The following is a 25,918-nucleotide window of genomic DNA, read 5'->3' on the forward strand; positions in this document are numbered from 1 at the left end:
CGCTCCTATCCTGGGGAGGTCCGGGCCCCGACGTCCGGCCGGCACACGGCCGTCCCTCACGTGCTTGGAGCCAGCCCATGTCGCCTACGTCCGCACGCCTGCGCCGGGGAGCCATGGTCGCCGTGCTGACGAGCTCCCTGCTCGTACCGCTGACGGCAGGGGCGGCACCGCCCGCGGTACCGGCCGCCTTCGGCTCCGGTACGCCCAGCCCCTCGTCGGGGCCGGAGATCCGCACCGCCTCGCCCGCCGTGGCGGCCCAACTCGACGAGGCGATCCAGCGGGTGATGCGCGAGGCGAACGTGCCGGGCGTGACCGTCGGCGTCTGGACGCCGGGCCAGCAGAGCTACGTCCGTTCGTTCGGGGTCGCCGACAGGGCGAGCGGCCGGAAGATGACCCCGGACCTGTACACGCGGATCGGCAGCGAGACGAAGACGTTCACCGTCACCGCGCTGCTGCAACTGGCCGGCCGGGGCAAGGTCGGCCTGGACGACCCGATCGGCAAGTACGTCGACGGCGTGCCGAACGGCGACCGGATCACGCTGCGGCAACTGGCCGGGATGCGCAGCGGGCTGTTCAACTACTCGGAGGACGAAGGCTTCTTCAAGGCCCTGACGTCCGACCCCCGGCGCCCCTTCACCCCGCGGGAGCTGCTCGGCTACGCCTTCAGGCACCCGGTGCTGTTCCCGCCGGGCCGGAAGTTCGACTACTCCAACACCAATCTGATCCTGCTCGGCCTGGTCGTGGAGAAGGAGAGCGGTCAGCGCCTCGGCGACTACATCAAGCGGCACATCCTCGATCCGGCCGGGATGAGGGACACGCTCTTCCCCGACGGCAGCGAGTTCCCCCGGCCGCACGCGCAGGGCTACACCGACCAGACGGCCGACGGCAAGGTCGCCGAGACCGCGGGCTGGAACCCGTCCTGGGGCTGGGCCGCCGGGGCGATGATCTCCACCCTGGACGACCTGCGGGTCTGGGCGCCCACGGTCGCCACCGGGGAACTGCCCGACGGCAAGCGGATGATCACCGCGGACCTGCAGAGGCAGCGCCTCGTCACCCCGGCGACGCCGATCCCGGGTGCCGGATACGGGCTGGGCATCTTCAATGTGCAGGGGTGGATCGGCCACAACGGTTCCCTGCCCGGCTACGAGTCGCTGACGATCTACCTCCCGGCGACCCGGACGACCGTCGTGGTGCTGCTCAACACCGACATCGACCACGACCACAACGAACCCAGCACCCTGCTCGGTGAGGCCATCACGAAGATCATCTCGCCCCGGCACGTATTCAACCTGCCCGCCGCGCCCGCGGCCAGGTGACGAGCCGGCCCGGCCGGCTCCCCCGCTCCCCCGGTCCCACGCCGGCCGGCGCGCCCGCCGGTGCCGCCCCGATCCCGCCGGCTGCCGCGCTTCCGGTGCCGCCTGACATGGCTCCGCCGGCGGCCTGGGGGGGGAGTGGCCGCCGGCGGAGACGCCGCGCCCGGGGGCGGGGGGACGGCCCCGGGCGGCTCAGAGGTCGGATGCCCTGGAATACGCGAGGTACGCACACGAGTTTCCGGGCGGGCCGGCGTGGGCCGCGGGGCACGCCGCAGCGGGGGTGCGGGACGTCGGGGCCCGCGCCGATTCGGGGCCGTGGGGACGTATGGGCGCGTGCGGTGCGCGTGCGGCGGGCGGAGGGGCATAAGCTCGACGCGTGGCGAAGTACTTCGACGTGCACCCCGAGAACCCGCAGTCGCGCAGCATCGCGCAGATCGCCGACGCGGTGCGTTCGGAAGCGCTCATCGCATACCCGACCGACTCCTGTTACGCGCTGGGCTGCCGGCTGGGCAGCCGGGACGGCATGGACCGGATCCGCTCCATCCGCCGGCTGGACGACCGGCACCACTTCACGCTGATGTGCCGTGACTTCGCGCAGCTCGGCCAGTTCGTACGCGTGGACAACGACGTGTTCCGGGCCGTGAAGGCGTCGACGCCCGGCAGCTACACGTTCATCCTGCCCGCCACCCGCGAGGTGCCGCGCAAGCTGCTGCACCCGAAGAAGAAGACCGTGGGCGTGCGCATCCCCGACCACGTGGTCACCCAGGCGCTGTTGGCGGAGCTGGGCGAGCCGTTGCTGTCCAGCACGCTGCTGCTGCCGGACGAGGGTGAGCCGCTGACCCAGGGCTGGGAGATCAAGGACCGGCTCGACCACGTGGTGGACGCCGTGGTGGACTCGGGCGACTGCGGCACCGAGCCGACGACGGTGGTCGACTTCTCGAGCGGGGAAGCGGAGATCGTCCGGCGGGGCGCCGGGGACACCACCCGCTTCGAGTGAGCGAGCGGCCCACCGGGCGCGGGGTTCCCGATCTTGCGTGACAGCATGGACCGCAGCCGCGGCGCCCCGGACCGTCGCCCGTCGGCATCCATTCACCGAGGGAGGGCCTTCCCAGCATGAGCGATGTCCAGGGAAACGTTGTCGACATCCCCACCGAGGACGGCGTCGCCGACGCCTACCTCGCCCACCCGGACGACGGACGGCCCCGTCCGGGCGTGCTGCTCTACCAGGACGCCTACGGGCTGCGGCCGCACCTGCGGTCGATGGCCGACCGGCTGGCCGGCGCCGGTTACACCGTGCTGGTGCCGAACGTGTTCTACCGGCTCGGCCGGGCGCCGGTCGTGGACCTGCCCGAGTTCATCGACCCGGCCGCCGACCCGACCATCTGGGAGCGGCTCGGGCCGATCCTGGCCGGGCTGACGCCGGACCTGGTCAAGCGGGACGCGGGCGCCTATCTGCACTGGCTGGCCGACAGCCCTCGCACGGCGGACGGACCGGTCGCGCTGACCGGCTACTGCATGGGCGCCCGGCTCGCGCTGTGGACCGCGGGCGCGCATCCGGACCGGGTCGCGGCGGCGGCCGGCTTCCACGGCGGACAGCTCGCCACCGACGCCCCGGACAGCCCGCACCTGGAGGCCCCGCGCATCACCGCGGAGCTGTATTTCGGGCACGCCGACGAGGACCCGTCGCTGCCCCCGGAGCAGATGGCGCGGTTCGAGGAGGCCCTGAGCACCGCCGGGGTGCGGCACACCTGCGAGGTCTACACCGGCGCCCACCACGGCTACACCCAGGCGGACACCTCCGCCTACGACCGGGTGGCCACCGAACGGCACTGGGCCGCGCTGCTCGACCTGCTCGAGCGCACGTTCTGAGCAGAGCCCCGGCGTCCGCCCGAGGGCCGACGCCGGGCCGATCCCGTCGCCGCCATTGACATGCACGCGTCCCGGCATGAGTCTGAGAGCGCTCTCAATCAGGTACGGACCAAGTCCGTACGGCCCCGACCCCCACACGGAGGTGGAGAGTGCCCCACAGGTTCACACGCCGCGCCCTGCCGCCGGCCGCCGCCGCGGCCCTGCTCGGCGGACTGCTCGTGCTCGGCGCGCCGGAACACGCCGGTGCCGCGGTGCCGGACACCCTTCCCCTGGAGATCACCAACAACTCGGGCCGCTCCGAACCGGTCTACGTCTACGACCTCGGCACCCAGCTGTCCTCCGGGCGGCAGGGCTGGGCCGACGCGAACGGCACCTTCCACGCCTGGCCGGCGGGCGGGAACCCGCCCACTCCCGCGCCCGACGCCGCGATACCCGGCCCTGCCGCCGGGCAGTCCAAGACCATCCGCATCCCGAAGTTCTCCGGCCGGATCTACTTCTCCTACGGCCGGAAGCTCGATTTCCGGCTCACCACCGGCGGACTGGTGCAGCCGGCCGTGCAGAACCCCTCCGACCCCAACCGCGACATCCTCTTCAACTGGTCGGAGTACACGCTCAATGACTCCGGCCTGTGGCTCAACAGCACCCAGGTGGACATGTTCTCCGCGCCGTACGCGGTCGGGGTGCAGCGTGCCGACGGCGGTGTGAGCACCACCGGGCATCTGAAGTCCGGTGGATGGAGCGGCTTCTTCAACGGTCTGCGCGGACAGTCCGGAGGCTGGGCGGGCCTGATCCAGACGCGTTCCGACGGTACCGTGCTGCGCGCGCTGTCGCCGCTGTACGGCGTGGAGACGGGTGTCCTGCCGGCGAACGTGATGGACGGCTACGTCGACCGGGTCTGGCAGAAGTACACGACGTCGACGCTGACGGTCACGCCGTTCGCGGACCAGCCGAACACCAAGTACTACGGCCGTGTCTCCGGGAACGTCATGAACTTCACCAACTCCTCCGGCGCGGTGGTCACCAGCTTCCAGAAGCCCGACGCGGCCAGCGTCTTCGGCTGCCACAAGCTGCTGGACGCGCCCAACGACCAGGTGCGCGGCCCCATCTCCCGTACGCTGTGCGCCGGTTTCAACCGCTCGACCCTGCTGGTGAACGCGAACCAGCCGGACACCACGACGGCGAACTTCTACCAGGACGCGGTGACCAACCAGTACGCGCGCAGGATCCACGCGCAGACGGCCGATGGCAAGGCGTACGCGTTCGCCTTCGACGACGTCGGCAACCAGGAGTCACTGGTGCACGACGGCGGCCCGCGGCAGGCGTATCTGACACTGGATCCGCTGAGCTGACGCGGAACGGTCCCACACCCGAGGAACAGGGTGCGGGACCGCGCTCGTGGTACTGCTCAGCTGGTCGTCAGGGCCGTGTCGTCCACGACGAAGCTGGTCTGGAGCGAGGAGTCCTCCACGCCGTTGAACTTCAGCGTGACGGTCGAGCCCGCCAGCGAGGACAGGTCGAAGGTCTTCTGGCTGTAGCCGGAGGCCTTGTTGAGGTTGGAGTAGGTCGCCAGGGTCTTCGAACCCGCGGTCACCGTCAGCTTGTCGTACTGGACGCTGGAGGTGGTCTCCGCGGAGTCGATGTGCAGGTAGAAGGTCAGGCTGGCCTTGCAGTTCGCGGGGATCGTCACCGACTGGGACAGCGTGTCGGTGTGCGAGGTGCCGTAGCCGTTCAGCCAGGCCTTGTAGGACCCGCTGTGGGACGCCTCACCGCTGTCGGTGGTGATGACGCCGCTGGTGGCGGTCCAGCCGGTGTTGCCCGACTCGAAGCCCTGGTTGCTCAGCAGCTGCTTGGAGGTGCAGCCGCCGGTGGTGCTGACCGTCCAGGAGAAGGTCGCGGTGCCGGTCGCACCGGTGGAGTCCGTCACCGTCACCGTCGTGCTGGACGTTCCGGCCGCTGTGGGCGTACCGGAGATCAGACCGGTCGAGCTGTTGATCGACAGACCGGCGGGCAGGCCGGAGGCGCTGTAGCTCAGCGCGCCGCTGTTGGTGCTGCTCGCCTGGATCTGCAGGTTCACGGCGGTGCCGACGGTGGCGGACTGGCTGCCCGGGTTGGTGACGGTCACCCCGTTGGCCGGCGGGTTGATGTGGCTGCCGACGTTGATGCCGGCGAAGGCGTTGCCCACCCCGGCGTACTGCGCGGAGTTGGCGCCGTAGAGGTCGGAGGCCGCGCGCAGGGCGGCCGCACGGGCGTCCGCGTAGTTGGTGCTGGACGTCATGTACGTCGTCAGCGCCTTGTACCAGATCTGCAGCGCGGCGGCCCGGCCGATGCCGGTGACGGCGACGCCGTCGGAGGTCGGGCTGTTGTAGGTCACGCCGTTGATGACCTTGGTGCCGCTGCCCTCGGACAGCAGGTAGAACATGTGGTTCGCCGGGCCCGAGGAGTAGTGCACGTCGAGGTTGCCGACGCCGCTGTACCAACTGTCGGCCGACCCGCCGTCCTTGCTCGGCTTGTCCATGTAACGCAGCGGCGAGCCGTCGCCGTTGATGTCGATCTTCTCGCCGACGAGGTAGTCACCGACGTCGTTGGAGTTGTTCGCGAAGAACTCGACACCCGTGCCGAAGATGTCCGAGGTGGCCTCGTTCAGGCCGCCGGACTCGCCCGAGTACTCCAGGCCGGCGGTGTTGGAGGTGACGCCGTGCGTCATCTCGTGGCCGGCCACGTCCAGCGAGGTCAGGGCGTGGGTGTTGCCCGAGCCGTCGCCGTAGGTCATGCAGAAGCAGCTGTCGTCCCAGAAGGCGTTGACGTAGCCGCTGCTGTAGTGGACCCGGCTGTAGGCGGCGACGCCGTCGTTGCGGATGCCGCTGCGGCCGAAGGTGTTCTTGTAGAAGTCCCAGGTCTCCTGCGCGCCGTAGGCGGCGTCGGCGCCCGCCGTCTGGGTGTTGGAGCCGGTCCCGTCGCCCCAGACGTCGTCCGCGTCGGTCATCAGCGTGCCGGTGCCGGAGGTCCCCCGGTTGAGGCTGTAGGTCTTGTGGCCGCCCCGCGTGGTGTCGTTCAGCTGGTACGTCGACCCCGACAGCGAGGTGCCCAGGGTGACGGTGCCGCTGTACTGGGTGTTGCCGGTGCCGGTCTTGACGGCCTGGAACCGGTACAGCTCCTTGCCGGTGGTGGCGTCGGTGATGACGTGCAGCTGGCTGGGCGTGCCGTCGTCCTGGAAGCCGCCGATCACCGTCTCCCAGGCGAGCTTCGGGGTGCCGCCGCCGGCCCAGATCACCTTGCGGGCGCTGTCGGCGGTGGCCTTCTTGGCGTCCAGGGCCTTCGCGGCCTTCAGCGCCTTGGTCTGGGCGGCGGCCTTGGTGTAGGTCGCGGTGGTGGAGCGCACCTGTATCTTGCGCTTGTTGTTGAAGGTGCTGCTCACGGTCCCCTTGGCCAGGGAGGCCGGCGGGGTGTGCACGACGAGGTCGCCGCCGAGGACGGGCAGACCGGCATAGGTGCGCTCGTAACGCGTGTGCACGGTGCCGTCGTTGTCCTTGACGACGTCCTTGACGACCAGCTTCTCCTGCGCGCCGAGGCCGAGGGTGCGGGCGGTCGCGGCGGTCTTCTCCTGCGCGCTCGTGATCAGCGCCCGGTGCTGGGCCGGGCTGAGCTTGGCCTCCAGACCGCCGGTGCGCAGCGGGCCGGGGTGGGGGGTGGCCGGTGCGGCGCTCGACGGGATCGCCTGGAGGCCGACGGCGAGGAAGGCCGCGGTGGAGACCAGGGCGGCTCCGACCGTGGCGCGCTTGTGGGGAAGGGGTCTGTGGGGTCTCACTCGTACTCCTCCTGCTGCGGCCGCCTGGTCGGCGGCCGGTGACAGACGGGCAGACGGGTCTGTCGCCCGGGCGAGCTGAGCTGTGCGAGGCATGATCCGTGAACCGGTGGGGTGGATCAGCGTGCGGAGGGAGAATGACAGTATTGGCCGAGCCATGTCACCCAACGGCGGGGCAATCGAGGGTTTTCCCTTACCGGCCCCCCACACCCGCGAGCACCGCGTCACGGCTGGTCCCGGCCGGGTCCCCGCACGGCCGTCCACCGCGGCGGAAACATGAACCGGGAGGTGACAGACGGGCGTTCGGACGTAGGTTGGGCCATGGCTGATCCACGTCTTGGCTGAAAGAAGGACACGACCCATGACCGATCCGGCGACGGCGCCCGAGCCGGCCACGCACCAGAAGATCGACACATCGGTGCCGCACTCGGCCCGCATCTGGAACTACTGGCTGGGCGGCAAGGACAACTACCCGGTCGACGAGGCGGCCGGCGACGCCTACACCGCCGTCTTCCCCGGCATCGTCACCATCGCCCGCGGCAGCCGCGCCTTCCTGCGCCGCAACATCGCGTACCTCGTCTCCGAGGCGGGCATCCGGCAGTTCCTGGACATCGGCACGGGCCTGCCGACCGCGGAGAACACCCACGAGGTGGCCCAGCGGCTCGCCCCCGAGGCACGGATCGTCTACGTCGACAACGACCCGATGGTCCTGGCCCACGCCCGCGCGCTGCTGTACTCCTCCCGCGAGGGCGCGACCGCCTACATCGACGCCGACGTCACGGACCCGGACCGTATCCTCGCGACCGCCGCCGAGACGCTGGACCTCACCCGGCCCACCGCGCTCGTGCTCAGCAACATCCTCGGACACGTCGCCGACTACGACCGGGCCCGCTCGATCGTGGACCGGCTCATGGACGCCCTGCCGCCGGGCAGTTACCTGTCCGTCAACGACGGGTCACGCGGCATCGACCCGGTCTTCGAGCAGGCCCAGGACGCCTACAACGACAGCGGCGCGATCCCGTACAACCTGCGTACGGTCGACGCGATCACCGGGTACTTCGACGGCCTGGAGCTCGTCGAACCCGGCGTCGTCTCCGTCACCCAGTGGCGTCCCGAGCCCGGTTCGCCCGCCCAGGAGATCGTCGCCGAGCACGGGGGACTCGCCCGGAAGCCCTGATGATCCGTTCCGCGCGCCGGGGCAGGACCCGGCCGCGGCCGTTCAGCGCCGGCTCGGGACGCCCAGCATCCGGATGAGCTGGGGCGGACACCGTGCAGCGCTCGATCAACGATCCCACCCTCTACGCCGCGGCGGCGCGGTCCCTGCTGAAGGCCCTGCGGAGCCGCCCGCGGACCCGGCTCGCCGGCAGCCTGGAGGTCGAGCCGGGGGTGGTGCGCGCCGATTCCGACGAACTGCTGCACGCCGCCCTCGACCGACTGGGACTGCCGCGCGGGTACGCGGCGGCGGTACGGGGTCACCGGGACGCCCTCGACGTCCTGCGGACCTCGAACCGGCTGTGGACCTACTTCAGCCCCGCGGAGGAGATCACCCCCGGCGAGCGCACCGGCCGTTCCCGGGGCGGCGGCGACCAGCCCGTCCTGGACGCCGACGGCCGAAGCCGCGTCTCGGTGGAGGACGCGGCGGTCGCCCTGCGACGAGGCGGAGCTGCCTCGCTTCGTGCAGCGCCGCTTCACCATCGGTTACTGACGGCAGGTTTTGCCTGACGGTCGACCGAGGAGACGCCCGGGCGTCGTAACGTCACCGCATCCCCTGATCACGATCACGGACCTCTCCGGCGGCGGCTCGTCGTGCCCCGCGCCGGAGAGGACCGGTGAGGAGGCATGCGATGGACGTCGTCGGCATACGGAACACGGCCGGGGACCTGCCCGAGGCCTGGAACTCGCGGCTGCTCGGGCGGGTCGGGACCGCCGGGGTGAAGGTACTGCGGATGGACGGACGCCCCCTGGTGTCCGAATCCCATGACACGGCGGAGGCACTGCTGGTGCTGGACGGCGTCCTGCGGCTCGTGGCCGACGGCGTCGACGTCGACGTACGGGCCGGAGAGATGTACGTCGTCCGGGCCGGGGTGGAACATGCCGTGCGCCCGGGCAGCCGGGGCACGCTGGTCATCGTCGAGCAGATCTAGCCGGCGCTCCCGCCGGTGTTCGCGATCATCTGCCGGAGCACCTTCAGGGTGGTGACGTAGTCGGCGTCGTCGATGCCCTGGTGGATGCGGTCGCGGATGGCGGGGGCGTGCCGCTTGAGGCCGGCCCGGGCCTCGTCCCCGGCGGGGGTGATCCACAGGCGGCCGTCGTCCAGGGTGAGCCAGCCTCGCCGCAGCAGGTCCTCGGCCTCGGCCGCCAGGTCGTCCTCCGGTCTGAGGTAGTCGCTCATCGCCTGCTGGAGTTCGGGGACGGTCATGCCCCGGCCGTCGGCCGAGAGGTCGTGCCGCGACAGGTGGCGCAGCAGCCAGTACCCGGGCTGGGTGAAGCCGAGTTCGGCCTGCCGGGCCCGGGTGAAGGCGATGAGGGCCTCGTAGGCCAGGCCGGTCCAGTAGGCGGCCGGCTGGGTGGCGAGTTCGGTGTCGGAGAGGGACTGGCTGGTCATTGCGGTACCTCCTGCGGTGATCGCTGACACAGGCACCGTAGAACCTCGACCTTGGTTGAGATCAAGGCCGGGCCGGAACCCGCCACGCCCGTGCGCACGGTGGGCGCGACCCCGGACTCCCCTCCCTGACCGGGGCGTTGTTACGGTGCACGGCGTGTCTGACTCCTCACGCGATACCGCACAGGGCGCCGGCTGGGGCGCGGCCGAACCCGGCACCTACAGGCGGCTGATGCCGGACCATGTCGAGAAGCTGTCGTGGCTGAACCCCCGGATTCTGTGGGCCGCCCGCAACGGCGTCCTGGCGTCCTGGTTCGGCGATCCGACCGGCGCCACCCGCGGCCGCTGGGTGGCCCGGCGGGCCGCGGCGGGAGCACCCGCCGACAAGCTGGTCCGCCGGGACGTACCGGAACGGTTCTCCTTCATGGTCATCGGGGACCCCGGCGAGGGCGACGACTCCCAGTACGCCGTCGTGCCCGGCTTCCTGAAGGCGAGTCGGGACACGGACTTCGCGGTGATCGCCAGCGATGTCATCTACCCCGTGGGCAGCGCCGACGACTACGGCGACAAGTTCTTCCGGCCGTACCAGGACTATCCCGCGCCGATCTACGCGATACCGGGGAACCACGACTGGTACGAGGACCTCGGCGCCTTCATGCGTGTCTTCTGCGCCGACACCCCGCCGCTCGGCCCGGAGCCCCGGCCCCGCCCGCTCGGCCGTGCCTGGTGGCGTTCCCTGCTGTGGCACCGGGCACGGCCCGCCGACGAACAACGGCTCGCCGCGGCACGGAGGTTGCGGCCGGCGCCGGGTCAGCAGGCCGAACAGCCGGGCCCCTACTGGGCGATCGACGCGGGGCCGGTGCGGATCATCGGCATCGACACCGGCCTGCTGGGCACGGTCGACGCCGAACAGGGCGCCTGGCTGCGCGAGATGTCCGCGGGACCGCGGCCGAAGATCCTCGTCACCGGGTCGCCGTTGTACGTCGACGGCGAGCACCATCCGTGCCCCATCGAGGGCGGCGGCACGGTGGACGACATCGTCCGGGCCCCGGAGCACCACTACGTGGCCGCGATCGGCGGCGACATCCACAACTACCAGCGCTATCCGGTCGCGGTGGACGGCCGCACCATCCAGTACGTCGTGGCGGGCGGCGGCGGGGCCTTCATGCACGCCACGCACACCATCCCGCGGGTGTCCGTCGGCGGTGTCACCGAGCGCGAGTTCCGCTGCTATCCGCTGCGCGGTGACTCGCTCGCCTTCTACGGCCGCCTGTACGGCCGCCGGCTGCGGCTGCGCCGCTTCTTCCGCCTGACCGAGGCGGAGGCGACGGCCGTCGTCGCCGAACGGCTCGGCATCGAGCCGGGCCGCGCCCCCGGCACCGACGCCCGGATCACCCGACGCATCCGCCTGGTGGCGAGCCTGCTGGGCACCGGCCGCCGTCCGGACCGTCCGGCCCGGTTCCGGCTGCCCGTGCGCAAGATCTACACCCAGTTGTTCTCGCCGTCCTCCGCCACCTACAGCCCGCCGTTCTTCAAGTGCTTCCTGCGGCTGGACGTCGCTCCGGACGCCGTCCGGCTGCGCTGTTTCGCCGCCACGGGCAACCGCGCGCAGGAACTGGACCCGCCGGTCGAGGACGAGGTCGTGATCCCGCTGCCGCCGGCCGGGGCGAACTGATCACACGGTTGTCACACTCGGCTGCCAGAATCGGGGCAGAGCCGCCACCCGACCGCTGGAGGAACCGGTGCCGACCACTCCCCGCCCGCTGCGCAAGCTGGGCTTCCTCACCATCGGCCTGTTCGACGCGGCGGACCCGGGCCGGGGCCACGAGTCCACGCTGGAGATCATCGAGCTGGGCGAGCGGCTCGGCTTCGACACCGCCTGGGTCCGCCACCGGCATCTGCAGTACGGCATCTCGTCCCCGGTCGCCGTGCTGGCCGCGGCCTCCCAGCGGACCCGCCGGATCGGGCTGGGCACCGCGGTGACACCGCTCGGCTGGGAGAACCCGCTGCGGCTGGCCGAGGACCTGGCCACGGTCGACATCCTGTCCGGGGGCCGGCTCAACCCGGGCGTCAGCGTGGGCCCCCCGATGCACTACGAACAGGTCAAGGACGCCCTCTACCCGGACACCGCCGGCACGGAGGACTTCGGCTACCAGCGCGTGCGGCGGCTGCTGGACCTGGTGCGCGGCAAACCCGCCACCGACTTCAGCGGGGTGGAGGGCTTCGAGGTCTACTCCGACGTCGTCCAGCCGCACTCCCCCGGGCTCGGCCGGCGGCTCTGGTACGGCGGTGGCAGCCTGAGGTCGGCGCGCTGGGCAGGCGAGCACGGGATGAACCTCCTGACCAGCAGCGTCGTCAAGGCCGAGCGGCCGGAGGGACCGCTGGACTTCGCCGAGATCCAGCTGTCCCACATCCGGGAGTTCCGCGCCCACCACCCCGACGGCGAGGCGGCCCGGGTCTCGCAGGGCCTGGTCGTGATCCCGACCGACTCCGCGAGCGCCGGGCAGCGCGCCAAGTACGCGCGGTACGCGGCCGGGCGACTGCCCCGTACGGCCTCGCCCCAGGGCCCGGCGCGGCTGCTGTTCGCGCCGGACCTGGTCGGCACCTCGGCGGAACTGGCCGAGCGGCTGCGGGCGCACGCCGCTTTCCGCGAGGTCGACGAGGTGGCGTTCGCGCTGCCGTTCACCTTCGGGCACGAGGACTACGCGCAGATCCTGACGGACATGGCCCAGCGGCTGGGCCCGGCACTGGGCTGGCGGCCCGGCGGCGAGAAGGCCTAGGGTCTTTCGTTCGGACCCGGCCTGATCGAGACGTAGGACCCTGGGTCACCACTCCCCCACCGCCGTACCAGTGACCGGTTCGGAGGGGCGGCCGTCCACGCCGACCGGCACGTCGCCCTGGAGCATCACCCGGTGCATGATCCTGGGGGCGCCCACGTGTGTGTGGTCGCCGGGGGCGAGGTGGATGGTGGCCCGGTTGTCCCAGAAGGCGACGCTTCCCGGTTCCCAGCGGAAGCGGACCGTGTACTCGGGACGCACGGCCTGCTCCAGCAGCATCTCCAGCAGCGCCGCGCTCTCCGGCCGGGAGAGGTCCACGATCTGCTCCAGGTAGTAGCCGTTCACGGACAGCACCCGTTCCCCGGTCTCCGGGTGGACCCGCACCAGGGGGTGCACGGAGGCGACCTGGTGGTCCAGCAGGTGGCGGACGTAGTCGTCGTCGCCGGGCCGGGGCTGGTAGCCGACACCGAGCCGGTGTTCGGCGCGCAGCCCGTCCACGAAGGCCCGCACCGGCGCGGACAGCCCGGCGTAGGCGGCGGCCAGGTTGGCCCAGGTGGTGTCGCCGCCGTAGGGCGGAACGGTCTCGGCGCGCAGGACGGTCGCGGCCGGCGGGTCGATCCGGGCTCCGTGGTCGCAGTGCCACCCGCGCAGCAGGGTGTGCCGGCGCCGGCGCAGCCACTCCTCGTGCTCCATGCCGAACCGGCCGCCGAGCTCCAGCCGGTCGGCCGTGGTCTCCACCGCCGGGAAGTCCGCGGGCGAGGCGCCGCCCCGCCGGCCGAGGACGACCGGCCGGCCGAAGCGGCGGGCGAAGGCGAGGTGCCCGGCGTGGTCGAGCCGCTGTCCGCGGAAGAACACCACCTTCCAGCGCAGCACCGCGTCCCTGATGAGGGCGGTCACCGCGTCGTCCAGCGGCCGGGCGAGATCGACGCCGGTGATCTCGGCGCCGATGTGACCGGCGACCGGTCGCACCTCCACGCCCCCGACGTGTCCCGTTCCTCCCGCGGTCGCCCTGTCCGTCGTCATGCGCCCTCCGGTGCTCGTCCGTCTCGGCTGCCGGGGAGATCGTGACATCACCGGGCCTCGGACGGCGAACTCCCGTACGGCCGTGTCCCGGAGCACGGCCGTGCCACCGCCGGCGGGCCGGGCGGCGGTGGCGGGCCGGGCGGCGGTGGCCGGCCCTCTCACCCCCAGGATCGCGGGGGCACTGCCACGCGCGGACCGCCGGGCGCAGGGTGGACGGCGAGGCCGCCGGGAGGGACCGGTGGCCTGGACATCCTGAGAGGTACGACATGACTGCACAGCTCGGCGGCACCGTCACCCCGGCCGCGGGCCTGACCCTGACCCGCGTCGGCTACGGCGCCATGCAGCTGGCCGGGCCGCATGTCTTCGGCCCGCCGCGGGACCGGGACCGGGCGGTCGCGGTGCTGCGCGCGGTGGTGGAGGCGGGCATCACCCATATCGACACGGCCGACTTCTACGGGCCCGTCGTCGTCAACGAGATCATCAGGGAGGCCCTGCACCCCTACCCGGACAGCCTGCGCCTCGTCACCAAGGTCGGGGCCCGGCGAGGCGCCGACGGCAGCTGGATCATGTCGCGGCATCCCGGGGACCTGAAGGCGCAGGTGTACGACAACCTGCGGAACCTCGGCGTGGAGGCCCTGGACGTGGTCAATCTGCGGCTCGGCGACCTGGACACCCCGAACGAGGACTCCATCGCCGATCAGTTCGGCACCCTGGCCGGGCTGCGGGAGCGGGGACTGATCCGGCACCTCGGGCTGAGCACCGCGTCCGCCGCCCAGCTGGACGAGGCCCGCGCGATCGCGCCCGTGGTGACCGTGCAGAACCTGTACAACCTGGCGAACCGGCAGGACGACGCGCTGCTGCGGCGCACGGCGGCGGAGAACATCGCCTACGTGCCGTACTTCCCGCTGGGCGGGTTCACCCCCTTGCAGTCCGAGACGCTGGCGAAGGTCGCCGCACGCCTCGGGGCCTCGCCGCAGCAGGTGGCGCTGGCCTGGCTGCTGCGCCGGTCCCCGAACATCGTGCTCATCCCCGGCACCTCCTCCCCCGGGCACCTGCGGGAGAACATCGCCGCGGCGAGCCTGGCGCTGCCGGACGACGCGGCGGCCGAGCTGGACGGCATCGCGGGCTGAACCGACCGGGTCCGGGTACCCGGGGGCGCGTGAGGCGGACGCGGGGAAGGAGCCGCACGTGGCAGCGGAGGACCGGCTGCGGACGTACCGCGGCAAGCGCGATTTCGGGCGGACCCGCGAGCCCTCGGGGCAGGCACCTGCGGCCGGCGGCGACCGGCCCCGGTTCGTGGTGCAGATCCACGACGCGCGCCGGATGCACTTCGACTTCCGGCTGCAGGTCGACGACGTCCTGAAGTCCTGGTCGGTCCCGAAGGGCCCGTCCGGCGATCCGGGGGACAAGCGGCTGGCGGTGCCGACGGAGGACCATCCGCTGGAGTACGAGGAGTTCGAGGGCACCATCCCGAAGGGCGAGTACGGGGGCGGCACCGTGATCGTGTGGGACCGCGGGACGTACGAGCCGCTCTCCCACGACCGCCGCGGAGACCCGGTGGACTTCGCCGAGTCCCTGGAGCGGGGGCATGCCACGTTCCGGCTGCACGGCAGCAAGCTGCACGGTGAGTACGCCCTCACCCGCTTCCGCGGCGGCCGGGACGAGGAGCAGGCCTGGCTGCTGGTGCGCAAGGGGCCGGCGCGGTCGGCCGGGCACGGCACACCCGACCCCCGGCGGGCCCGCTCGGTGCGCACCGGGCGCACGCTGGCGCAGGTCGCCGCCGACGCCGGACAGGGGTGACGCCCCGGTGCGGTGACCGGACGCCGGCGTGGCAGCGATCAGAGGCCGGCGTCGCGATGTCAGGGGGCGGCGTCGCGACGGTCAGAGGCCGGGCGGCGATCAGACGTCGGGCAGCGGCTGTTCGGCCCAGATGGACTTGCCCGCTCCGGTCTGCCGGCTGCCCCAGCGCTGGGTGAGCTGGGCGACCAGCAGCAGTCCCCGGCCGCCCTCGTCGTAGGCGTGTGCCCGGCGCAGGTGCGGGGAGGTGGAACTGGCGTCGGACACCTCGCAGATGAGGGCCCGGTCGCGGATCAGGCGCAGCTGGATGGGCGGTTCGCCGTAGCGGATGGCGTTGGTGACGAGTTCGCTGACGACGAGTTCGGTGACGAAGGAGGCCTCGGCCAGACCCCAGGTGATCAGTTGCTCGGTGGCGGCCTGCCGGACGACCGCGACCTGGGCCGGGTCGGGCGGGACGTCCCAGGTGGCGACGTGGTCGGCGCCGAGGGCCCGGGTGCGCGCGAGGAGGAGGGCGACGTCGTCGCAGGGCTGGTCCGGCAGGAGGGCCTTCAGGACGTCGTCGCAGAGGGCTTCGAGGGAGTCGGCGGGGGTACCGAAGGCCCGGAGCAGTTCCTCGGCGGCGCCGTCCGGGTCCCGGTCGCGGTAGCCGATGAGGCCGTCCGTGAAGAGGGCGACGACCGAGCCTGCGGGCAGTTCCCGTTCCGTGGCCTCGAACGGCAGACCGCCGACACCGAGCGGCGGCCCGGCGGTCATCGGAAGGAGTTCGACGGTGCCGTCGGGCATGATCACGGCCGGGGGCGGATGGCCGGCGCCGGCCACGCAGAGGTGGCGGGAGATGGGGTCGTAGACGGCGTAGAGGCAGGTCGCGCCGAGTTCGGCGACGTCTTCTCCGCTGCCGTCGGCGGCGAGGTGGGTGACCAGGTCGTCGAGGTGGGTGAGGAGTTCGTCGGGGGGCAGATCGACGTCGGCGAGGGTGCGCACGGCCGTCCGCAGCCGGCCCATGGTGGCCGAGGACTGGATGCCGTGGCCCACCACGTCGCCCACGACCAGGGCGACCCGGCCGCCGGAGAGCGGGATGACGTCGAACCAGTCGCCGCCGATGCCGGCCAGTGATCCGCACGGCAGATAGCGGTGCGCCACCTCGACCGCGGCCTGCCCGGGCAGCCCGCGCGGGAGCAGGCTGTGCTGGAGGGCGAGGGCGGTGGAGCGTTCGCGGGCGAACCGGCGGGCGTTGTCGACACAGACGGCGGCGCGGCTGGCGAGTTCCTCCGCGAAGACGGCGTCGTCGGGGCCGTAGTCGTCGGGGTGGGCCATGCGGACGCAGACCGCGACCCCCAGGGTGGTGCCACGGGCCCGGAGCGGCACCGCGATCATGGAATGGGCGCCCTCCCGGTAGGGGCTTCCCTGGGGCGAGCGCGCGTTGCGTTCCCCGAGCCACTCGACGAACTCGGGGTCGCCGGCCCGGCGGACGACCGCGTGTCCTTGGCGCAGGGCGCGGGCGGGCGGCAGGGTCGGCTGGTAGACATGGGTCTCGCCGATGCTCAGGGCCGCCCCGGGGTTGCCGGCCCGGGTGGAGCCGTGGGCCACGCGGCGCACCTCGACACCGCCGTCCGGGGGGGCCGGCGGCTCCTCCGCGCCGAGCACCCAGTCGAGCAGGTCGATGCTGGCGAAGTCGGCGTATCGCGGGACGAGTAGCTCGATCAGCTCCTCGGCGGTGCGTACGACGTCCAGGGTGGTGCCGATGCGGGTCGAGGCCTCGTTGAGCAGGGCGAGGCGGCGCCGTGCCCAGTACTGCTCGGTGTTGTCGAAGGCGGCGATGCCGACCCCGGTCAGTTCCCCGGAGCCGGTACGCAGCGGCCACATCTCGATGCTCCAGAGATGTTCCCGGTTGATGGTGGGAGCCCCGGCGAAGGCCTCGTAGCGGACGGGCCGGCCGGTCTCGGCGACCTCACGGAGATGACGCAGGAAGCCCTGGTGGTAGTCGGCGTCGCCCACGGTGTCGGCGAAGTAGCGGCCGGCCAGCGCGGCCTCGGAGACGCCCATCACCTTGCAGGCGGCGGCGTTGACGCGCAGGTAACGCTGCTGGAGGTCGAAGACGGACATGGACATGGAGGCCTGTTCGAAGGCCTGGGCGCCCAGGGTGGGGCCGGGCGGGTCGGCCGTGACGATGTAGCCGGCGGGGGTCCCGTCGGCGTCGGTGACCGGGCAGGCGGAGACGGCCAGCTCGATCCGGTGACCGTCACGGTGCCGCAGGGTGACGGTCCCGGAGCGGGCCCTGAGCGGGTCGTCGGACAGGCCGGCCGCCAGCAGGTCCGCCGCCGGCCGGCCCACGACGTCTCCGGCCGGGTGACCGGTGAGCAGTCGCGCGCCCTCGCTCCACCCGGTCACCGTGCCCAGCGCATCGAGGACCGCCACGGCGGCGTCAGGCTCCATATGCCCCAGGATGTTCCGATTGCCCCGGCGTATCAAGCCGCGGGACGGCGTCTCATCCCCGGTGGGCGCGGAGGGCGGCGAGGGCCCGGTCGGCGTGCGTGTTCATGCGCAGCTCACTGCGGACGACCTCCAGGACGGTACGGTCCTCGGCGATCACGAAGGTGACGCGCTTGGTCGGGACGAGGGAGAAGCCGCGCTTGACCCCGAGCCGCTCACGGACCGTGCCGTCGGGGTCGGAGAGCAGGGGCATGCCGAGCCGGTGCCGGTCGGCGAACTCCCGCTGCTTGTCCACGGTGTCCCCGCTGACACCGACCGGCCGGGCGCCGGCGGCGGCGAACTCCGCGGCGAGGTCGCGGAAATGGCAGGCCTCCGCGGTGCAGCCGGGGCTGAGGGCGGCGGGGTAGAAGAAGAGGACGACCGGGCCGTCGGCCAGCAGGTCGGTGAGCCGGCGGGTGGTGCCCGTCTCGTCGGTCAGCGTGAAGTCCTCGATCTTGTCCCCTACGGCGACGCGCTCGCTCACGACCGCCCCTTTCCGTTCCGGGCGACTCCGTTCGCCCACAGCACGAGGGGCACCTGGAGGGGCAGCCGGGCAAGAGCCGCCGTCCTGAGCGGGGCGGGCCGGTGGCGCCAGTCCACGGCCATCTGGACGTTCGCCGGGAACACGCCGACGAAGAAGGCGGCGGCCGCCTTCGCGGCCGACGCGCGCGTCCGGGGAGCGGCGATCCCCGCCGCCAGGGCCAGCTCCACGGCCCCGCTGCCGTAGGTCCAGGCGCGGGGCGATCCCGGAAGCCGGCGCGGGATGAGGGCGTCGAAGGGCCGGGGGGCGGCGAAGTGGGCGACCCCCATGCCGGCCAGCAGGCCGGCGAGCAAGAGGGGTGAGCGTTGGGACCGGGGCACGGATTCCTCCTCTGGTGACCTGCCGCCGGATATTACTGGACGGTAAAGCGCCTGGGGGCCGTGAGCACCGAATCCGCACCGCCCCGTCGGCCGACGGGGGCCGGTGCGGCGAGTCCGTGCGGCGGAGCCCGTGCGGCCCGGTCCGTGCGGCGGGGTTCGCGGCGGGAGCCGGCCGGTCGTGTGCTGCAGGGCGGGGTGTCGGGTCAGCCCGTCCGGTACAGCTCGGTGAGCAGTTCGAGCACCGTCTGGAGCGCCGGGTGCGGGTCGTCGCGCCACCAGGCGAGCCGGACGGCGACGGGTTCCGCGTCACGGACCGGCCGGTAGACGACACCGGGCCGCGGGTACTGGTACGCGGTCGCCTCGGCCGTCACCCCGAAGCCGCGTCCGGCGGCGATGACGGTCAGCCAGTCGTCGACGTCGTGCGTCTCCTCGACGGCCGGGCGGGCGTCCGGCGGCCACAGCTCGGGGGTGGCGGTGCCGGTACGGCGGTCCACCAGCAGGACCCGGTCCGTGAGCTCGGCGAGCCGCACGGAACGGCGCCGGGCGAAGGGATCGTCGGCGGCCAGCGCGCACATCCGCCGCTCCAGCCCCACGATGGCGGTGTCGAACCGCCGGTCGTCCTGCGGCCTGCGCACGACGGCGAGATCGCAGGCCCCCTCGGCGAGCCCGGCGGAGGGCGAGTTGACCCGGACCAGGTACAGGTCGGTGTCCCCGTGGGCCGCGCTCCAGCGCCGCTGGAAGGCGACCGTGTGCCGGCCCAGCGCGGACCAGGCGTAGCCCACCCGTAGCCGGGTGTGCCCCGAGGTGGCCTCCCGGACCAGGTCGGACACGTCCGCGAGCACCCGCCGGGCCTGCGCCACCACGCGCACGCCGGCCGCGGTGGGGGTCACCTCGCGGGAGGTGCGCCGCAGCAGCCGTACCCCCAGGGCGCGTTCGAGGGAGGCCAGGGCGCGCGAGACGGCGGCCTGGGAGACGCCGAGCGCGATCGCCGCGTCGGTGAACGTGCCCTCGTCCACGATGGCCACGAGACAGCGGAGCTGCCGCAGATCGATGTCGTGCTCCCCTTGCATACGACCAGCGTATAGATCGGCCGGTCCATGCATTTTCCGCAAGAGCGGAAGGCGCGCACCGTCACTCGTATGCGACGAGCTCTCGAACGCCCGGCGGCGGCCGGGCCGGTACGCCGGCCGCGGCGGACGGCCGCAGTGGCCGCCATGGCCGGCAGCGGACTGTCCAACCAGACCGGCGCCGCGGTCGGCGCGCTGGCCTTCCCGGTCCTCGGCCCGCTCGGCGTGGTGGCGGTACGGCAGTACGTCGCCGCACTGGTCCTGCTTGCCGTCGCCCGGCCCCGGCCGCGGGCCTTCACCTGGCGGCAGTGGTGGCCGGTGCTGCTGCTCGGCGGGGTGTTCGGCTCGATGAACCTCAGCCTGTACAGCGCCGTCGACCGGATCGGCCTGGGCCTCGCGGTCACCCTGGAGTTCCTGGGGCCGCTCGCGATCGCGCTGGCCGCGTCCCGGCGCCGGCTGGACGCCGGATGCGCGGTGCTGGCCGCGGCCGGCGTCGTCGTCCTGATGCGTCCGCGCCCCTCCACCGACTACGCGGGGATGGCCCTCGGCCTGGTCGCCGCGTGCTGCTGGGCCTCGTACATCCTGCTCAACCGCGTCGTCGGACGGCGCGTCCCCGGGGCGCAGGGCGCGGCGGCCGCCTCGGCCGTGTCCGCCCTCGCCTTCCTGCCCGCCGGCGTCACCGTCGCGCTCGCCCACCCGCCCACGGCCGGGGCCGTCCTCTGCGCCGTGACCGCCGGACTTCTCTCCTCGGCCGTGCCGTACCTGACCGACCTGCTGACGCTGCGGCATGTGCCGGCCCAGACGTTCGGCCTGTTCATGAGCGTCAACCCGGTGCTGGCGGCCGTCGTCGGCTGGGTGGTCCTCGGACAGGGCCTCGGCGGCGCGGAGTGGGCGGGCATCGGGGCGGTGGTGGCGGCCAACGCGGTGAGCATCGCCACCACGCGCGGCTGACGACGACCCGGAGCACCGGCGGGTGAAGCCGGGCCGGCGGCCCGCACGCCGTGGCCCGAAGCCGACCGTCGGTGTCCCGCCCGGACGGCGTCGGGACCGGAGGCGGGCCTCAGGTCACGGCATCCGCCCGCGCCCCGGACACCGAGGAGCGTGCGGCAGACCCGAAGTCCGACGGAAGAGGGACCGGATCGTCCTCGGTCTGCTTGCGGAGCAGCAGCAGGGCGGCGTCGTCGTGCAGCCGGCCGCCCACGTGCGCCAGCAGTTCGTCGTGGAGCGCGGTGAGCGTGCGGGCCGGATCGGCGCAGGCGTGGCGGGCCACGCCGTCGGTCAGCGGATAGAACTCCCGCGCGTGATCGCGGGCCTCGATGACCCCGTCGGTGTAGAGCAGCAGCTGGTCTCCCACCGTGAGGGGCAGGCGCTGCAGGCTGGGAGCCTGACCGGAGAGGGCGCGCAGCCCGAGGGGCGGAGCCGGATGCGCGGGCTCCACCGTCCCCACCTCTCCGCACGCCGATATCAGCAGCGGAGGCGCGTGCCCGCAGTTGACGATCTCCAGGTCTCCCGACGGGGCGTGTCCGACGACCACGGCGGTGACGAAGTCGTCCGGGCCGAGGTTGCGGGCCAGGCTCCGCTCGATCCGCCCGACGACGGCGAGCAGGTCCGGCTCGTCGTAGGCCGCCTCACGGAACACGCCGAGCACGAGTGCCGCGGTCCCGACGGCGGGCAGCCCCTTGCCGCGCACATCACCGACGATCAGCCGGATGCCGTACGGGGTGGGCACCAGGGCGTACAGATCCCCGCCGATCCGGGCCTCCGCCGCGGCGGCGCTGTAGCGGACGGCCACCTGGAACGGGCCGACGGTCTCCGGGACCGGCTGGAGCAGGGCCTGCTGGGCGGCCTCGGCGACCGAGCGGACGGCGGCGAGGACCCGCTCGCGGCGGCCGCGCAGCGCGCTGGCCAGGCAGCTCGCCGCGGTGACGGCCAGCAGGGCGGACACCACGGCCGCCGGTTCGCGTGGCGGAACGGCGTGCCAGACGCTCAGCGCCGTACCCATCGCCACGGCGAGGAGACCGACGCAGACGACACCGCGCGGCCCGTTGGTGGCGGCCGCCAGCGCGGGGCCGGCCGCCAGCAGAGGCAACCAGGGCACTCCCGCCCGGGCGGCGACGTCGATGAGCACGACGACGGCGACGACGAGAACGGGCAGCAGCGGCAGTCCCGCGGCCAGCGGTCCGGCGGTACGCCGGCGCACCGCTTCCAGGGCGCCGGCCGTCCGGTTCCCGAAGAGCCGCAGGGGAGCGCGGTCGCCGCCGTGGTGTCGGGCCTGGGTCATGTCTGGTCCGCTGTCCTCACGGGTAGGGGGCGCACGCCCGGAATGTCTGTTTCATCAAGGAAACGGGTCGGGCGAGGACGGCCACAAGGAGCGGAATTTCAGATAGTGAGCGAGAGCCCCCGGGTCACTCGGCTCGCGAGCGGCAGGAGCCGGGCCCGGATCTCCGGGAGCCGGTCCTGCCGCTCCACCGGCAGGGAGACACCGAGCGAGCCCGGGGTGTCCCCGCGGTAGACGGGCACGGCGACACACACGGTACCGAGCGCGTACTCCTCCAGATCCGTGACGGCCGGCGCCAGCGGCGGCGCGTCGAGCCTGCGGAGCAGCTCCGGAAGCCTCGTGATCGTCCGCGGCGTGAGATCGGCGAGATGGTGCCTGGACAGGTAGTCCCGGCGGCCCTCCTCGTCCAGCTCGCGCAGCACGGACTTGCCCAGCGCGGTGGCGTGTCCGGCGTCCTCGAACCCCACCCAGAGGTCGACCCGTGGGGCTCGGGGGCCGTCGACGATCTCGGCGACCCTGATCTCGCCCTCCTCGTAGAACGTGAGGTAGGTGGCGGTGGAGAGCTCGTCCCGCAGGGCGGCCAGCGCCGGGCGCACCCGGCTGAGCAGCGTCTGGGCGTGGCCGACCGCGTGCAGGGAGTTCACCTTGTCGCCCAGGACGAAGCCGCCGTCGTCCAGTTTCCGCACGTATCCGTCGTGCAGCAGGGTGCGCAGCAGGTGATAGGCCGTGGCCAGGGGCAGCTCGGTCTCGCGCGCCAGCTGTTTCGCCGGCGCGCCGTTCTCGTGCGCGCTCACCGCCTCCAGCAGGCGGAGGGCCCGCTGCACGGACGTGATGAGGGTGGGGCCGTCCTGAGCGCCCATAGGACAAGGTTGCGCCGGGCACCTGGGCCGGGCAAGGCGGGGATGGGGGGCCGGGGCAGGGATCAGCGGGCCGGGGCAGGGATCGGCGGGCGGGGCGGGCGGCTCGGGAAGGGCGGGGCGGTACGGGGACCGGAAGAGCGGGGCGGTACCCAGGCGGCCCGGGAAAGGCGGGGCGGCCCGGCTGCGTACCCCGGCACGGGCCGAAAGGCGGGCCTCAGGTCACCTCCCGGCCGGGGAGACGGTTCAGGTGGTGCCGAGTTCGGCCCAGCGGGTGACCCCGCCGGGATGGATGCGTATGCCGTGGCGCGTCGCCAGGGCGTGGACGATCGCCTCGCCCCGGCCGTGCTCGTCCGGATCGATCCCGAGGAGCGACCGCCCCGCCGGCGCCGCCCCCGCGTCGCTCACCTCGATCCGCAGGGAGCGGCAGCCGTCGCCACGCACCCACGACAGCCGCAGCTCGGCCGGCGGCCGGGCGTGCACGATCGCGTTGGTGACCAGCTCCGACACCACGAGCAGCGCGTCCTCGACGATCTCCGGACACACGCTCCAGTCGGCGAGGAGCATCGCCACCCTCCGGCGTACAGCCGAGACGGCACCAGCGACGGGCGGAACCGGACACACGTGTTCGTATGCCGCCCGAAGCAGCGTGTTGAGCTGTGCCGCCATGTTCTCTCCCGGTGGTGTGTGCTGCCGGTCCGACGCCGTGAGTCGGCGCTTCCCGGACTCCAGAGCAAGCTATGGAGACAAATCGGGCCGGTCAATGAACTGTGGTCGGCATTACCGAACGCTCCGGCGACGGGGCGTCCCGCGGCCCCGCAGGGCGAAGCCCGCTCGGCGGTAATAGGCTCGCCTCATGGCCGGCCCAGTCCAGTCGATCGAACGGGCGGCGGCGATCCTGCGTCTGCTCGCCGGGGGCCCCCGCCGACTGGGGCTCGGCGAGGTGGCGGCCTCACTCGGGCTCGCCAAGGGCACCGCGCACGGCATTCTGCGCACGCTCCAGCACGTGGACTTCGTGGAGCAGGACGCGGCGACCGGGAAGTACCAGCTCGGAGCCGCCCTGCTGCATCTCGGCACCAGCTACCTGGATGTCAACGAGCTGCGCTCGCGCTCGCTGAACTGGGCCGACGCGCTGGCCGCCCGCAGCGGGGAGGCCGTACGCCTGGGGACACCGCTGGAAGGCAGCGTCCTCATCGTCCACCACGTGTTCCGGCCCGACGACACCTTCCAGACCCTGGACGTGGGCGCGCTGCTGCCGCTGCACGCCTCCTCGCTCGGCAAGGTGCTCCTTGCCTACGGGACCGCGGCCACCGAACCCGGCCGGGAACCGGAGCTGGAGGCGTACACCCGGCACACCCTGGTCGACCCCGAGCGGCTCGCCCGGGCGCTCGCCGCGGTCCGGGAGGCCGGCTGGGCCGCCGAGGTCCAGGAGATGAGCATGGGCGAGGCCGGGCTCGCCGCGCCGATCCGGGGGCACGGCGGCCTCGTCGTCGGTGCCATCGGGCTGTCCGGGCCGGTCGAGCGGATCTGCGACAGCCACAACCAGCCCCGTACCGGTCTGATCAGTCTGATCCGGGAAGCCGCCCGGGCGATCTCCAGGGACCTGGGAGCCGCCCGCTGGTAGACGCCGACAGCCGCCCCTCGATCCGTCGGAAGGCAGAGCCGATCATGGTGGAACGGTACGTGATGTCCGTCGATCAGGGCACCAACTCGACCCGGTGCATCCTGTTCGACCACCGCGGGCGGCTCGTCTCGGTCGCGCAGAGGGAACACCAGCAGCACTTCCCCCGGCCGGGATGGGTCGAGCACGACGCGGTCGAGATCTGGCAGAACCTGCGCCGCGTCGTGCCCGAGGCCCTGTCCGAGGCCGGCATCGACACGGGGCAGGTCGCCGCCATCGGCCTGGCCAACCAGCGCGAGACGACGGTGCTCTGGGACCGGCGGACCGGCGCCCCGCTGGGCCGGGCGATCGTCTGGCAGGACACGCGTACGGCGCCGCTGGTCGAGGAGCTCCTGCAACGCCCCGGGGAGGAGTTCTTCCTGGAACGCTGCGCCCTGCCGCCCTCGACCTACTTCTCGGCGCTGCGGATCCGGTGGCTGTTCGACAACGTCAAGGGGGTCGAGCAGCGCGCCAAGGACGGCGAGGTGCTGTTCGGCACGGTGGAGAGCTGGCTGATCTGGAACCTCACCGGAGGTGCCGACAGCGGACTGCACATCACCGACGCCACCAACGCCAGCCGCACGATGCTGATGAACATCCGCACGCTCGCCTGGGACGACGAGCTGCTGGAGTTCTTCGGGGTGCCCCGCTCGATGCTGCCCGAGATCCGGTCGTCCGCCGAGCTGTACGGTGAGGCCCGCTCACTGCTGCCGGGCGTCTCCCTCACGGCCGCCCTCGGCGACCAGCAGGCCGCCCTCTTCGGCCAGACCTGCTTCTCCCCGGGCGAGGCGAAGTGCACCTACGGAACGGGCAGCTTCCTGCTCCTGAACACGGGGGCCGACGTGGTGCGGTCCCGGCACGGACTGCTCACGACCGTCGCCTACAAGATCGGCGACCAGCCGCCGGCCTACGCCCTGGAGGGGTCGATCGCCATCACCGGGGCCCTCGTCCAGTGGTTCCGTGACCGCCTCGGCCTGATCAGCAGCGCCCCGGAGATCGAGACCCTCGCGCGGACGGTCGAGGACAACGGCGGCTGCTACATCGTCCCCGCCTTCTCGGGCCTGTTCGCGCCCCGCTGGCGCAGCGACGCACGCGGGGTCATCGTCGGCCTCACCTCGTACATCACCAAGGGGCATCTGGCGCGGGCCGTACTGGAGGCCACGGGGTGGCAGACCCGGGAGGTCGTCGACGCCATGAACGCCGACTCCTCGGTCTCCCTGCAGCAGCTCAAGGTGGACGGCGGCATGACCGCGGACAACCTGCTCATGCAGTTCGTCGCCGACGTGCTCGACGTGCCCGTGGTGCGGCCCATGGTCGCCGAGACCGTCTCCCTCGGCGCCGCCTACGCGGCCGGGCTCGCCGCCGGCTACTGGCCCGATCTGGAGGTGCTGCGCCGCAACTGGCACCGGGCCGCCCAGTGGCTGCCCGACATGGACCCGGAGCGGCGGGAGGCGGAGTACGACAACTGGCAGCGGGCCGTCGAACGGTCCCTCGGCTGGGTCCGACCGCCCCGCTCCCCCTGACCGAGCACGCCCACACGGAC

Annotated in this window: 24 protein-coding genes; 14 read left to right on the plus strand and 10 right to left on the minus strand. The window is 72.8% G+C overall.

The window, feature by feature from the left end; all coding sequences use genetic code 11:
• Nucleotides 1-77: 77 nt before the first annotated feature.
• From FHS34_RS32435 to FHS34_RS32450, 4 genes are all read left to right on the plus strand, one after another.
• Entirely contained in the window at nucleotides 78-1,316 is a 1,239-nt protein-coding gene (locus FHS34_RS32435) for a serine hydrolase domain-containing protein (RefSeq protein ID WP_184972114.1), read from the plus strand.
• Nucleotides 1,317-1,689: 373 nt separating this feature from the next.
• Complete coding sequence (locus FHS34_RS32440) at nucleotides 1,690-2,310, plus strand: L-threonylcarbamoyladenylate synthase (RefSeq protein ID WP_184972116.1); 621 nt, start codon at nucleotides 1,690-1,692, stop codon at nucleotides 2,308-2,310.
• A gap of 116 nt (nucleotides 2,311-2,426) precedes the next feature.
• Nucleotides 2,427-3,182 carry a dienelactone hydrolase family protein gene (locus FHS34_RS32445; RefSeq protein ID WP_184972118.1) on the plus strand — a complete coding sequence of 252 codons (756 nt, stop codon included), beginning with the start codon at nucleotides 2,427-2,429 and terminating at the stop codon, nucleotides 3,180-3,182.
• Nucleotides 3,183-3,331: 149 nt separating this feature from the next.
• Nucleotides 3,332-4,531 carry a glycoside hydrolase family 64 protein gene (locus FHS34_RS32450; RefSeq protein ID WP_184972120.1) on the plus strand — a complete coding sequence of 400 codons (1,200 nt, stop codon included), beginning with the start codon at nucleotides 3,332-3,334 and terminating at the stop codon, nucleotides 4,529-4,531.
• A gap of 56 nt (nucleotides 4,532-4,587) precedes the next feature.
• On the opposite strand, the gene FHS34_RS32455 is transcribed toward FHS34_RS32450, so the two are convergent.
• Nucleotides 4,588-6,987, minus strand: coding sequence for a M4 family metallopeptidase (locus tag FHS34_RS32455; protein WP_184972122.1), 2,400 nt, complete (start codon nucleotides 6,985-6,987; stop codon nucleotides 4,588-4,590).
• 358 nt (nucleotides 6,988-7,345) lie between these two features.
• Here FHS34_RS32455 and FHS34_RS32460 point away from each other — a divergent pair, with 358 nt between their 5' ends.
• The 3 genes from FHS34_RS32460 (at nucleotide 7,346) to FHS34_RS32470 (ending at nucleotide 9,128) form a co-directional block, all read left to right on the plus strand.
• On the plus strand, nucleotides 7,346-8,161 hold the full coding sequence (locus FHS34_RS32460; protein WP_184972125.1) for an SAM-dependent methyltransferase: 816 nt from the start codon (nucleotides 7,346-7,348) through the stop codon (nucleotides 8,159-8,161).
• 92 nt (nucleotides 8,162-8,253) lie between these two features.
• On the plus strand, nucleotides 8,254-8,706 hold the full coding sequence (locus FHS34_RS32465; RefSeq protein ID WP_225817662.1) for a Rossmann-fold NAD(P)-binding domain-containing protein: 453 nt from the start codon (nucleotides 8,254-8,256) through the stop codon (nucleotides 8,704-8,706).
• Nucleotides 8,707-8,828: 122 nt separating this feature from the next.
• Nucleotides 8,829-9,128, plus strand: a complete 300-nt coding sequence (locus FHS34_RS32470) for a cupin domain-containing protein (RefSeq protein ID WP_184972126.1) — start codon at nucleotides 8,829-8,831, stop codon at nucleotides 9,126-9,128.
• On the opposite strand, the gene FHS34_RS32475 is transcribed toward FHS34_RS32470, so the two are convergent.
• Nucleotides 9,125-9,589, minus strand: a complete 465-nt coding sequence (locus tag FHS34_RS32475) for a winged helix DNA-binding protein (protein WP_184972128.1) — start codon at nucleotides 9,587-9,589, stop codon at nucleotides 9,125-9,127. The two genes, FHS34_RS32470 and FHS34_RS32475, sit on opposite strands and share 4 nt — an antisense overlap.
• A 154-nt stretch (nucleotides 9,590-9,743) precedes the next feature.
• Between FHS34_RS32475 and FHS34_RS32480 the strand changes: the two genes are divergently transcribed.
• Both FHS34_RS32480 and FHS34_RS32485 read left to right on the plus strand, forming a co-directional pair.
• Nucleotides 9,744-11,261: a metallophosphoesterase family protein gene (locus FHS34_RS32480; protein ID WP_184972130.1), complete on the plus strand. Its 1,518-nt coding sequence runs from the start codon at nucleotides 9,744-9,746 to the stop codon at nucleotides 11,259-11,261.
• A 67-nt stretch (nucleotides 11,262-11,328) separates the two neighbouring features.
• Nucleotides 11,329-12,366: an LLM class flavin-dependent oxidoreductase gene (locus FHS34_RS32485; protein WP_184972133.1), complete on the plus strand. Its 1,038-nt coding sequence runs from the start codon at nucleotides 11,329-11,331 to the stop codon at nucleotides 12,364-12,366.
• A 45-nt stretch (nucleotides 12,367-12,411) separates the two neighbouring features.
• Here the strand turns inward: FHS34_RS32485 and FHS34_RS32490 are convergent, their stop codons facing one another.
• The gene (locus FHS34_RS32490) at nucleotides 12,412-13,386 is read right to left on the minus strand and encodes a TauD/TfdA dioxygenase family protein (RefSeq protein ID WP_184972135.1); all 975 of its coding nucleotides are present in this window, start codon (nucleotides 13,384-13,386) and stop codon (nucleotides 12,412-12,414) included.
• Between the two features lie 266 nt (nucleotides 13,387-13,652).
• Here FHS34_RS32490 and FHS34_RS32495 point away from each other — a divergent pair, with 266 nt between their 5' ends.
• Complete coding sequence (locus FHS34_RS32495; RefSeq protein ID WP_184972137.1) at nucleotides 13,653-14,516, plus strand: oxidoreductase; 864 nt, start codon at nucleotides 13,653-13,655, stop codon at nucleotides 14,514-14,516.
• A gap of 58 nt (nucleotides 14,517-14,574) precedes the next feature.
• On the plus strand, nucleotides 14,575-15,186 hold the full coding sequence (locus tag FHS34_RS32500; RefSeq protein ID WP_184972138.1) for a DNA polymerase ligase N-terminal domain-containing protein: 612 nt from the start codon (nucleotides 14,575-14,577) through the stop codon (nucleotides 15,184-15,186).
• A gap of 99 nt (nucleotides 15,187-15,285) precedes the next feature.
• Here FHS34_RS32500 and FHS34_RS32505 read toward each other — a convergent pair whose 3' ends face one another.
• The 4 genes from FHS34_RS32505 to FHS34_RS32520 form a co-directional block, all read right to left on the minus strand.
• On the minus strand, nucleotides 15,286-17,616 hold the full coding sequence (locus tag FHS34_RS32505; RefSeq protein WP_184972140.1) for a SpoIIE family protein phosphatase: 2,331 nt from the start codon (nucleotides 17,614-17,616) through the stop codon (nucleotides 15,286-15,288).
• Between the two features lie 52 nt (nucleotides 17,617-17,668).
• Nucleotides 17,669-18,136 (minus strand): peroxiredoxin, encoded by a 468-nt coding sequence (locus tag FHS34_RS32510; RefSeq protein WP_184972142.1) that lies wholly within the window; start codon nucleotides 18,134-18,136, stop codon nucleotides 17,669-17,671.
• Nucleotides 18,133-18,513: a DoxX family protein gene (locus FHS34_RS32515; RefSeq protein WP_184972144.1), complete on the minus strand. Its 381-nt coding sequence runs from the start codon at nucleotides 18,511-18,513 to the stop codon at nucleotides 18,133-18,135. Before FHS34_RS32515 ends, FHS34_RS32510 begins: the two co-directional genes overlap by 4 nt.
• Before the next feature lie 203 nt (nucleotides 18,514-18,716).
• Nucleotides 18,717-19,583, minus strand: coding sequence for a LysR family transcriptional regulator (locus tag FHS34_RS32520; protein WP_184972146.1), 867 nt, complete (start codon nucleotides 19,581-19,583; stop codon nucleotides 18,717-18,719).
• Between the two features lie 135 nt (nucleotides 19,584-19,718).
• Here FHS34_RS32520 and FHS34_RS32525 point away from each other — a divergent pair, with 135 nt between their 5' ends.
• On the plus strand, nucleotides 19,719-20,531 hold the full coding sequence (locus FHS34_RS32525; RefSeq protein WP_372478603.1) for an EamA family transporter: 813 nt from the start codon (nucleotides 19,719-19,721) through the stop codon (nucleotides 20,529-20,531).
• 109 nt (nucleotides 20,532-20,640) lie between these two features.
• Here FHS34_RS32525 and FHS34_RS32530 read toward each other — a convergent pair whose 3' ends face one another.
• The 3 genes from FHS34_RS32530 to FHS34_RS32540 all read right to left on the minus strand — a co-directional run bounded on the left by FHS34_RS32530 (nucleotide 20,641) and on the right by FHS34_RS32540 (nucleotide 23,384).
• Nucleotides 20,641-21,861 carry a PP2C family protein-serine/threonine phosphatase gene (locus FHS34_RS32530; RefSeq protein WP_184972150.1) on the minus strand — a complete coding sequence of 407 codons (1,221 nt, stop codon included), beginning with the start codon at nucleotides 21,859-21,861 and terminating at the stop codon, nucleotides 20,641-20,643.
• Nucleotides 21,862-21,959: 98 nt separating this feature from the next.
• Nucleotides 21,960-22,718 (minus strand): IclR family transcriptional regulator, encoded by a 759-nt coding sequence (locus FHS34_RS32535; protein WP_184972152.1) that lies wholly within the window; start codon nucleotides 22,716-22,718, stop codon nucleotides 21,960-21,962.
• Between the two features lie 243 nt (nucleotides 22,719-22,961).
• Nucleotides 22,962-23,384, minus strand: a complete 423-nt coding sequence (locus FHS34_RS32540; RefSeq protein WP_184972154.1) for an ATP-binding protein — start codon at nucleotides 23,382-23,384, stop codon at nucleotides 22,962-22,964.
• 187 nt (nucleotides 23,385-23,571) lie between these two features.
• On the opposite strand from FHS34_RS32540, the gene FHS34_RS32545 reads away from it, so the two are divergent.
• Both FHS34_RS32545 and glpK read left to right on the plus strand, forming a co-directional pair.
• Nucleotides 23,572-24,339 (plus strand): IclR family transcriptional regulator, encoded by a 768-nt coding sequence (locus FHS34_RS32545; protein ID WP_184972156.1) that lies wholly within the window; start codon nucleotides 23,572-23,574, stop codon nucleotides 24,337-24,339.
• Between the two features lie 44 nt (nucleotides 24,340-24,383).
• Nucleotides 24,384-25,898, plus strand: coding sequence for a glycerol kinase GlpK (glpK, locus tag FHS34_RS32550; RefSeq protein WP_184972158.1), 1,515 nt, complete (start codon nucleotides 24,384-24,386; stop codon nucleotides 25,896-25,898).
• The last annotated feature ends 20 nt before the right edge of the window (nucleotides 25,899-25,918 follow it).

The organism is Streptomyces echinatus (assembly GCF_014203595.1).
Classification (GTDB): domain Bacteria; phylum Actinomycetota; class Actinomycetes; order Streptomycetales; family Streptomycetaceae; genus Streptomyces; species Streptomyces echinatus.

Coding starts and splice junctions, on each gene's coding strand:
- FHS34_RS32435 (WP_184972114.1), top strand. CDS start 78: ATGTCGCCTACGTCCGCACGCCTGCGCCGGGGAGCCATGGTCGCCGTG.
- FHS34_RS32445 (WP_184972118.1), top strand. CDS start 2,427: ATGAGCGATGTCCAGGGAAACGTTGTCGACATCCCCACCGAGGACGGC.
- FHS34_RS32460 (WP_184972125.1), top strand. CDS start 7,346: ATGACCGATCCGGCGACGGCGCCCGAGCCGGCCACGCACCAGAAGATC.
- FHS34_RS32470 (WP_184972126.1), top strand. CDS start 8,829: ATGGACGTCGTCGGCATACGGAACACGGCCGGGGACCTGCCCGAGGCC.
- FHS34_RS32475 (WP_184972128.1), bottom strand. CDS start 9,589: ATGACCAGCCAGTCCCTCTCCGACACCGAACTCGCCACCCAGCCGGCC.
- FHS34_RS32490 (WP_184972135.1), bottom strand. CDS start 13,386: ATGACGACGGACAGGGCGACCGCGGGAGGAACGGGACACGTCGGGGGC.
- FHS34_RS32495 (WP_184972137.1), top strand. CDS start 13,653: ATGACTGCACAGCTCGGCGGCACCGTCACCCCGGCCGCGGGCCTGACC.
- FHS34_RS32505 (WP_184972140.1), bottom strand. CDS start 17,616: ATGGAGCCTGACGCCGCCGTGGCGGTCCTCGATGCGCTGGGCACGGTG.
- FHS34_RS32520 (WP_184972146.1), bottom strand. CDS start 19,583: ATGCAAGGGGAGCACGACATCGATCTGCGGCAGCTCCGCTGTCTCGTG.
- FHS34_RS32530 (WP_184972150.1), bottom strand. CDS start 21,861: ATGACCCAGGCCCGACACCACGGCGGCGACCGCGCTCCCCTGCGGCTC.
- FHS34_RS32535 (WP_184972152.1), bottom strand. CDS start 22,718: ATGGGCGCTCAGGACGGCCCCACCCTCATCACGTCCGTGCAGCGGGCC.
- FHS34_RS32540 (WP_184972154.1), bottom strand. CDS start 23,384: ATGGCGGCACAGCTCAACACGCTGCTTCGGGCGGCATACGAACACGTG.
- FHS34_RS32545 (WP_184972156.1), top strand. CDS start 23,572: ATGGCCGGCCCAGTCCAGTCGATCGAACGGGCGGCGGCGATCCTGCGT.
- glpK (WP_184972158.1), top strand. CDS start 24,384: ATGGTGGAACGGTACGTGATGTCCGTCGATCAGGGCACCAACTCGACC.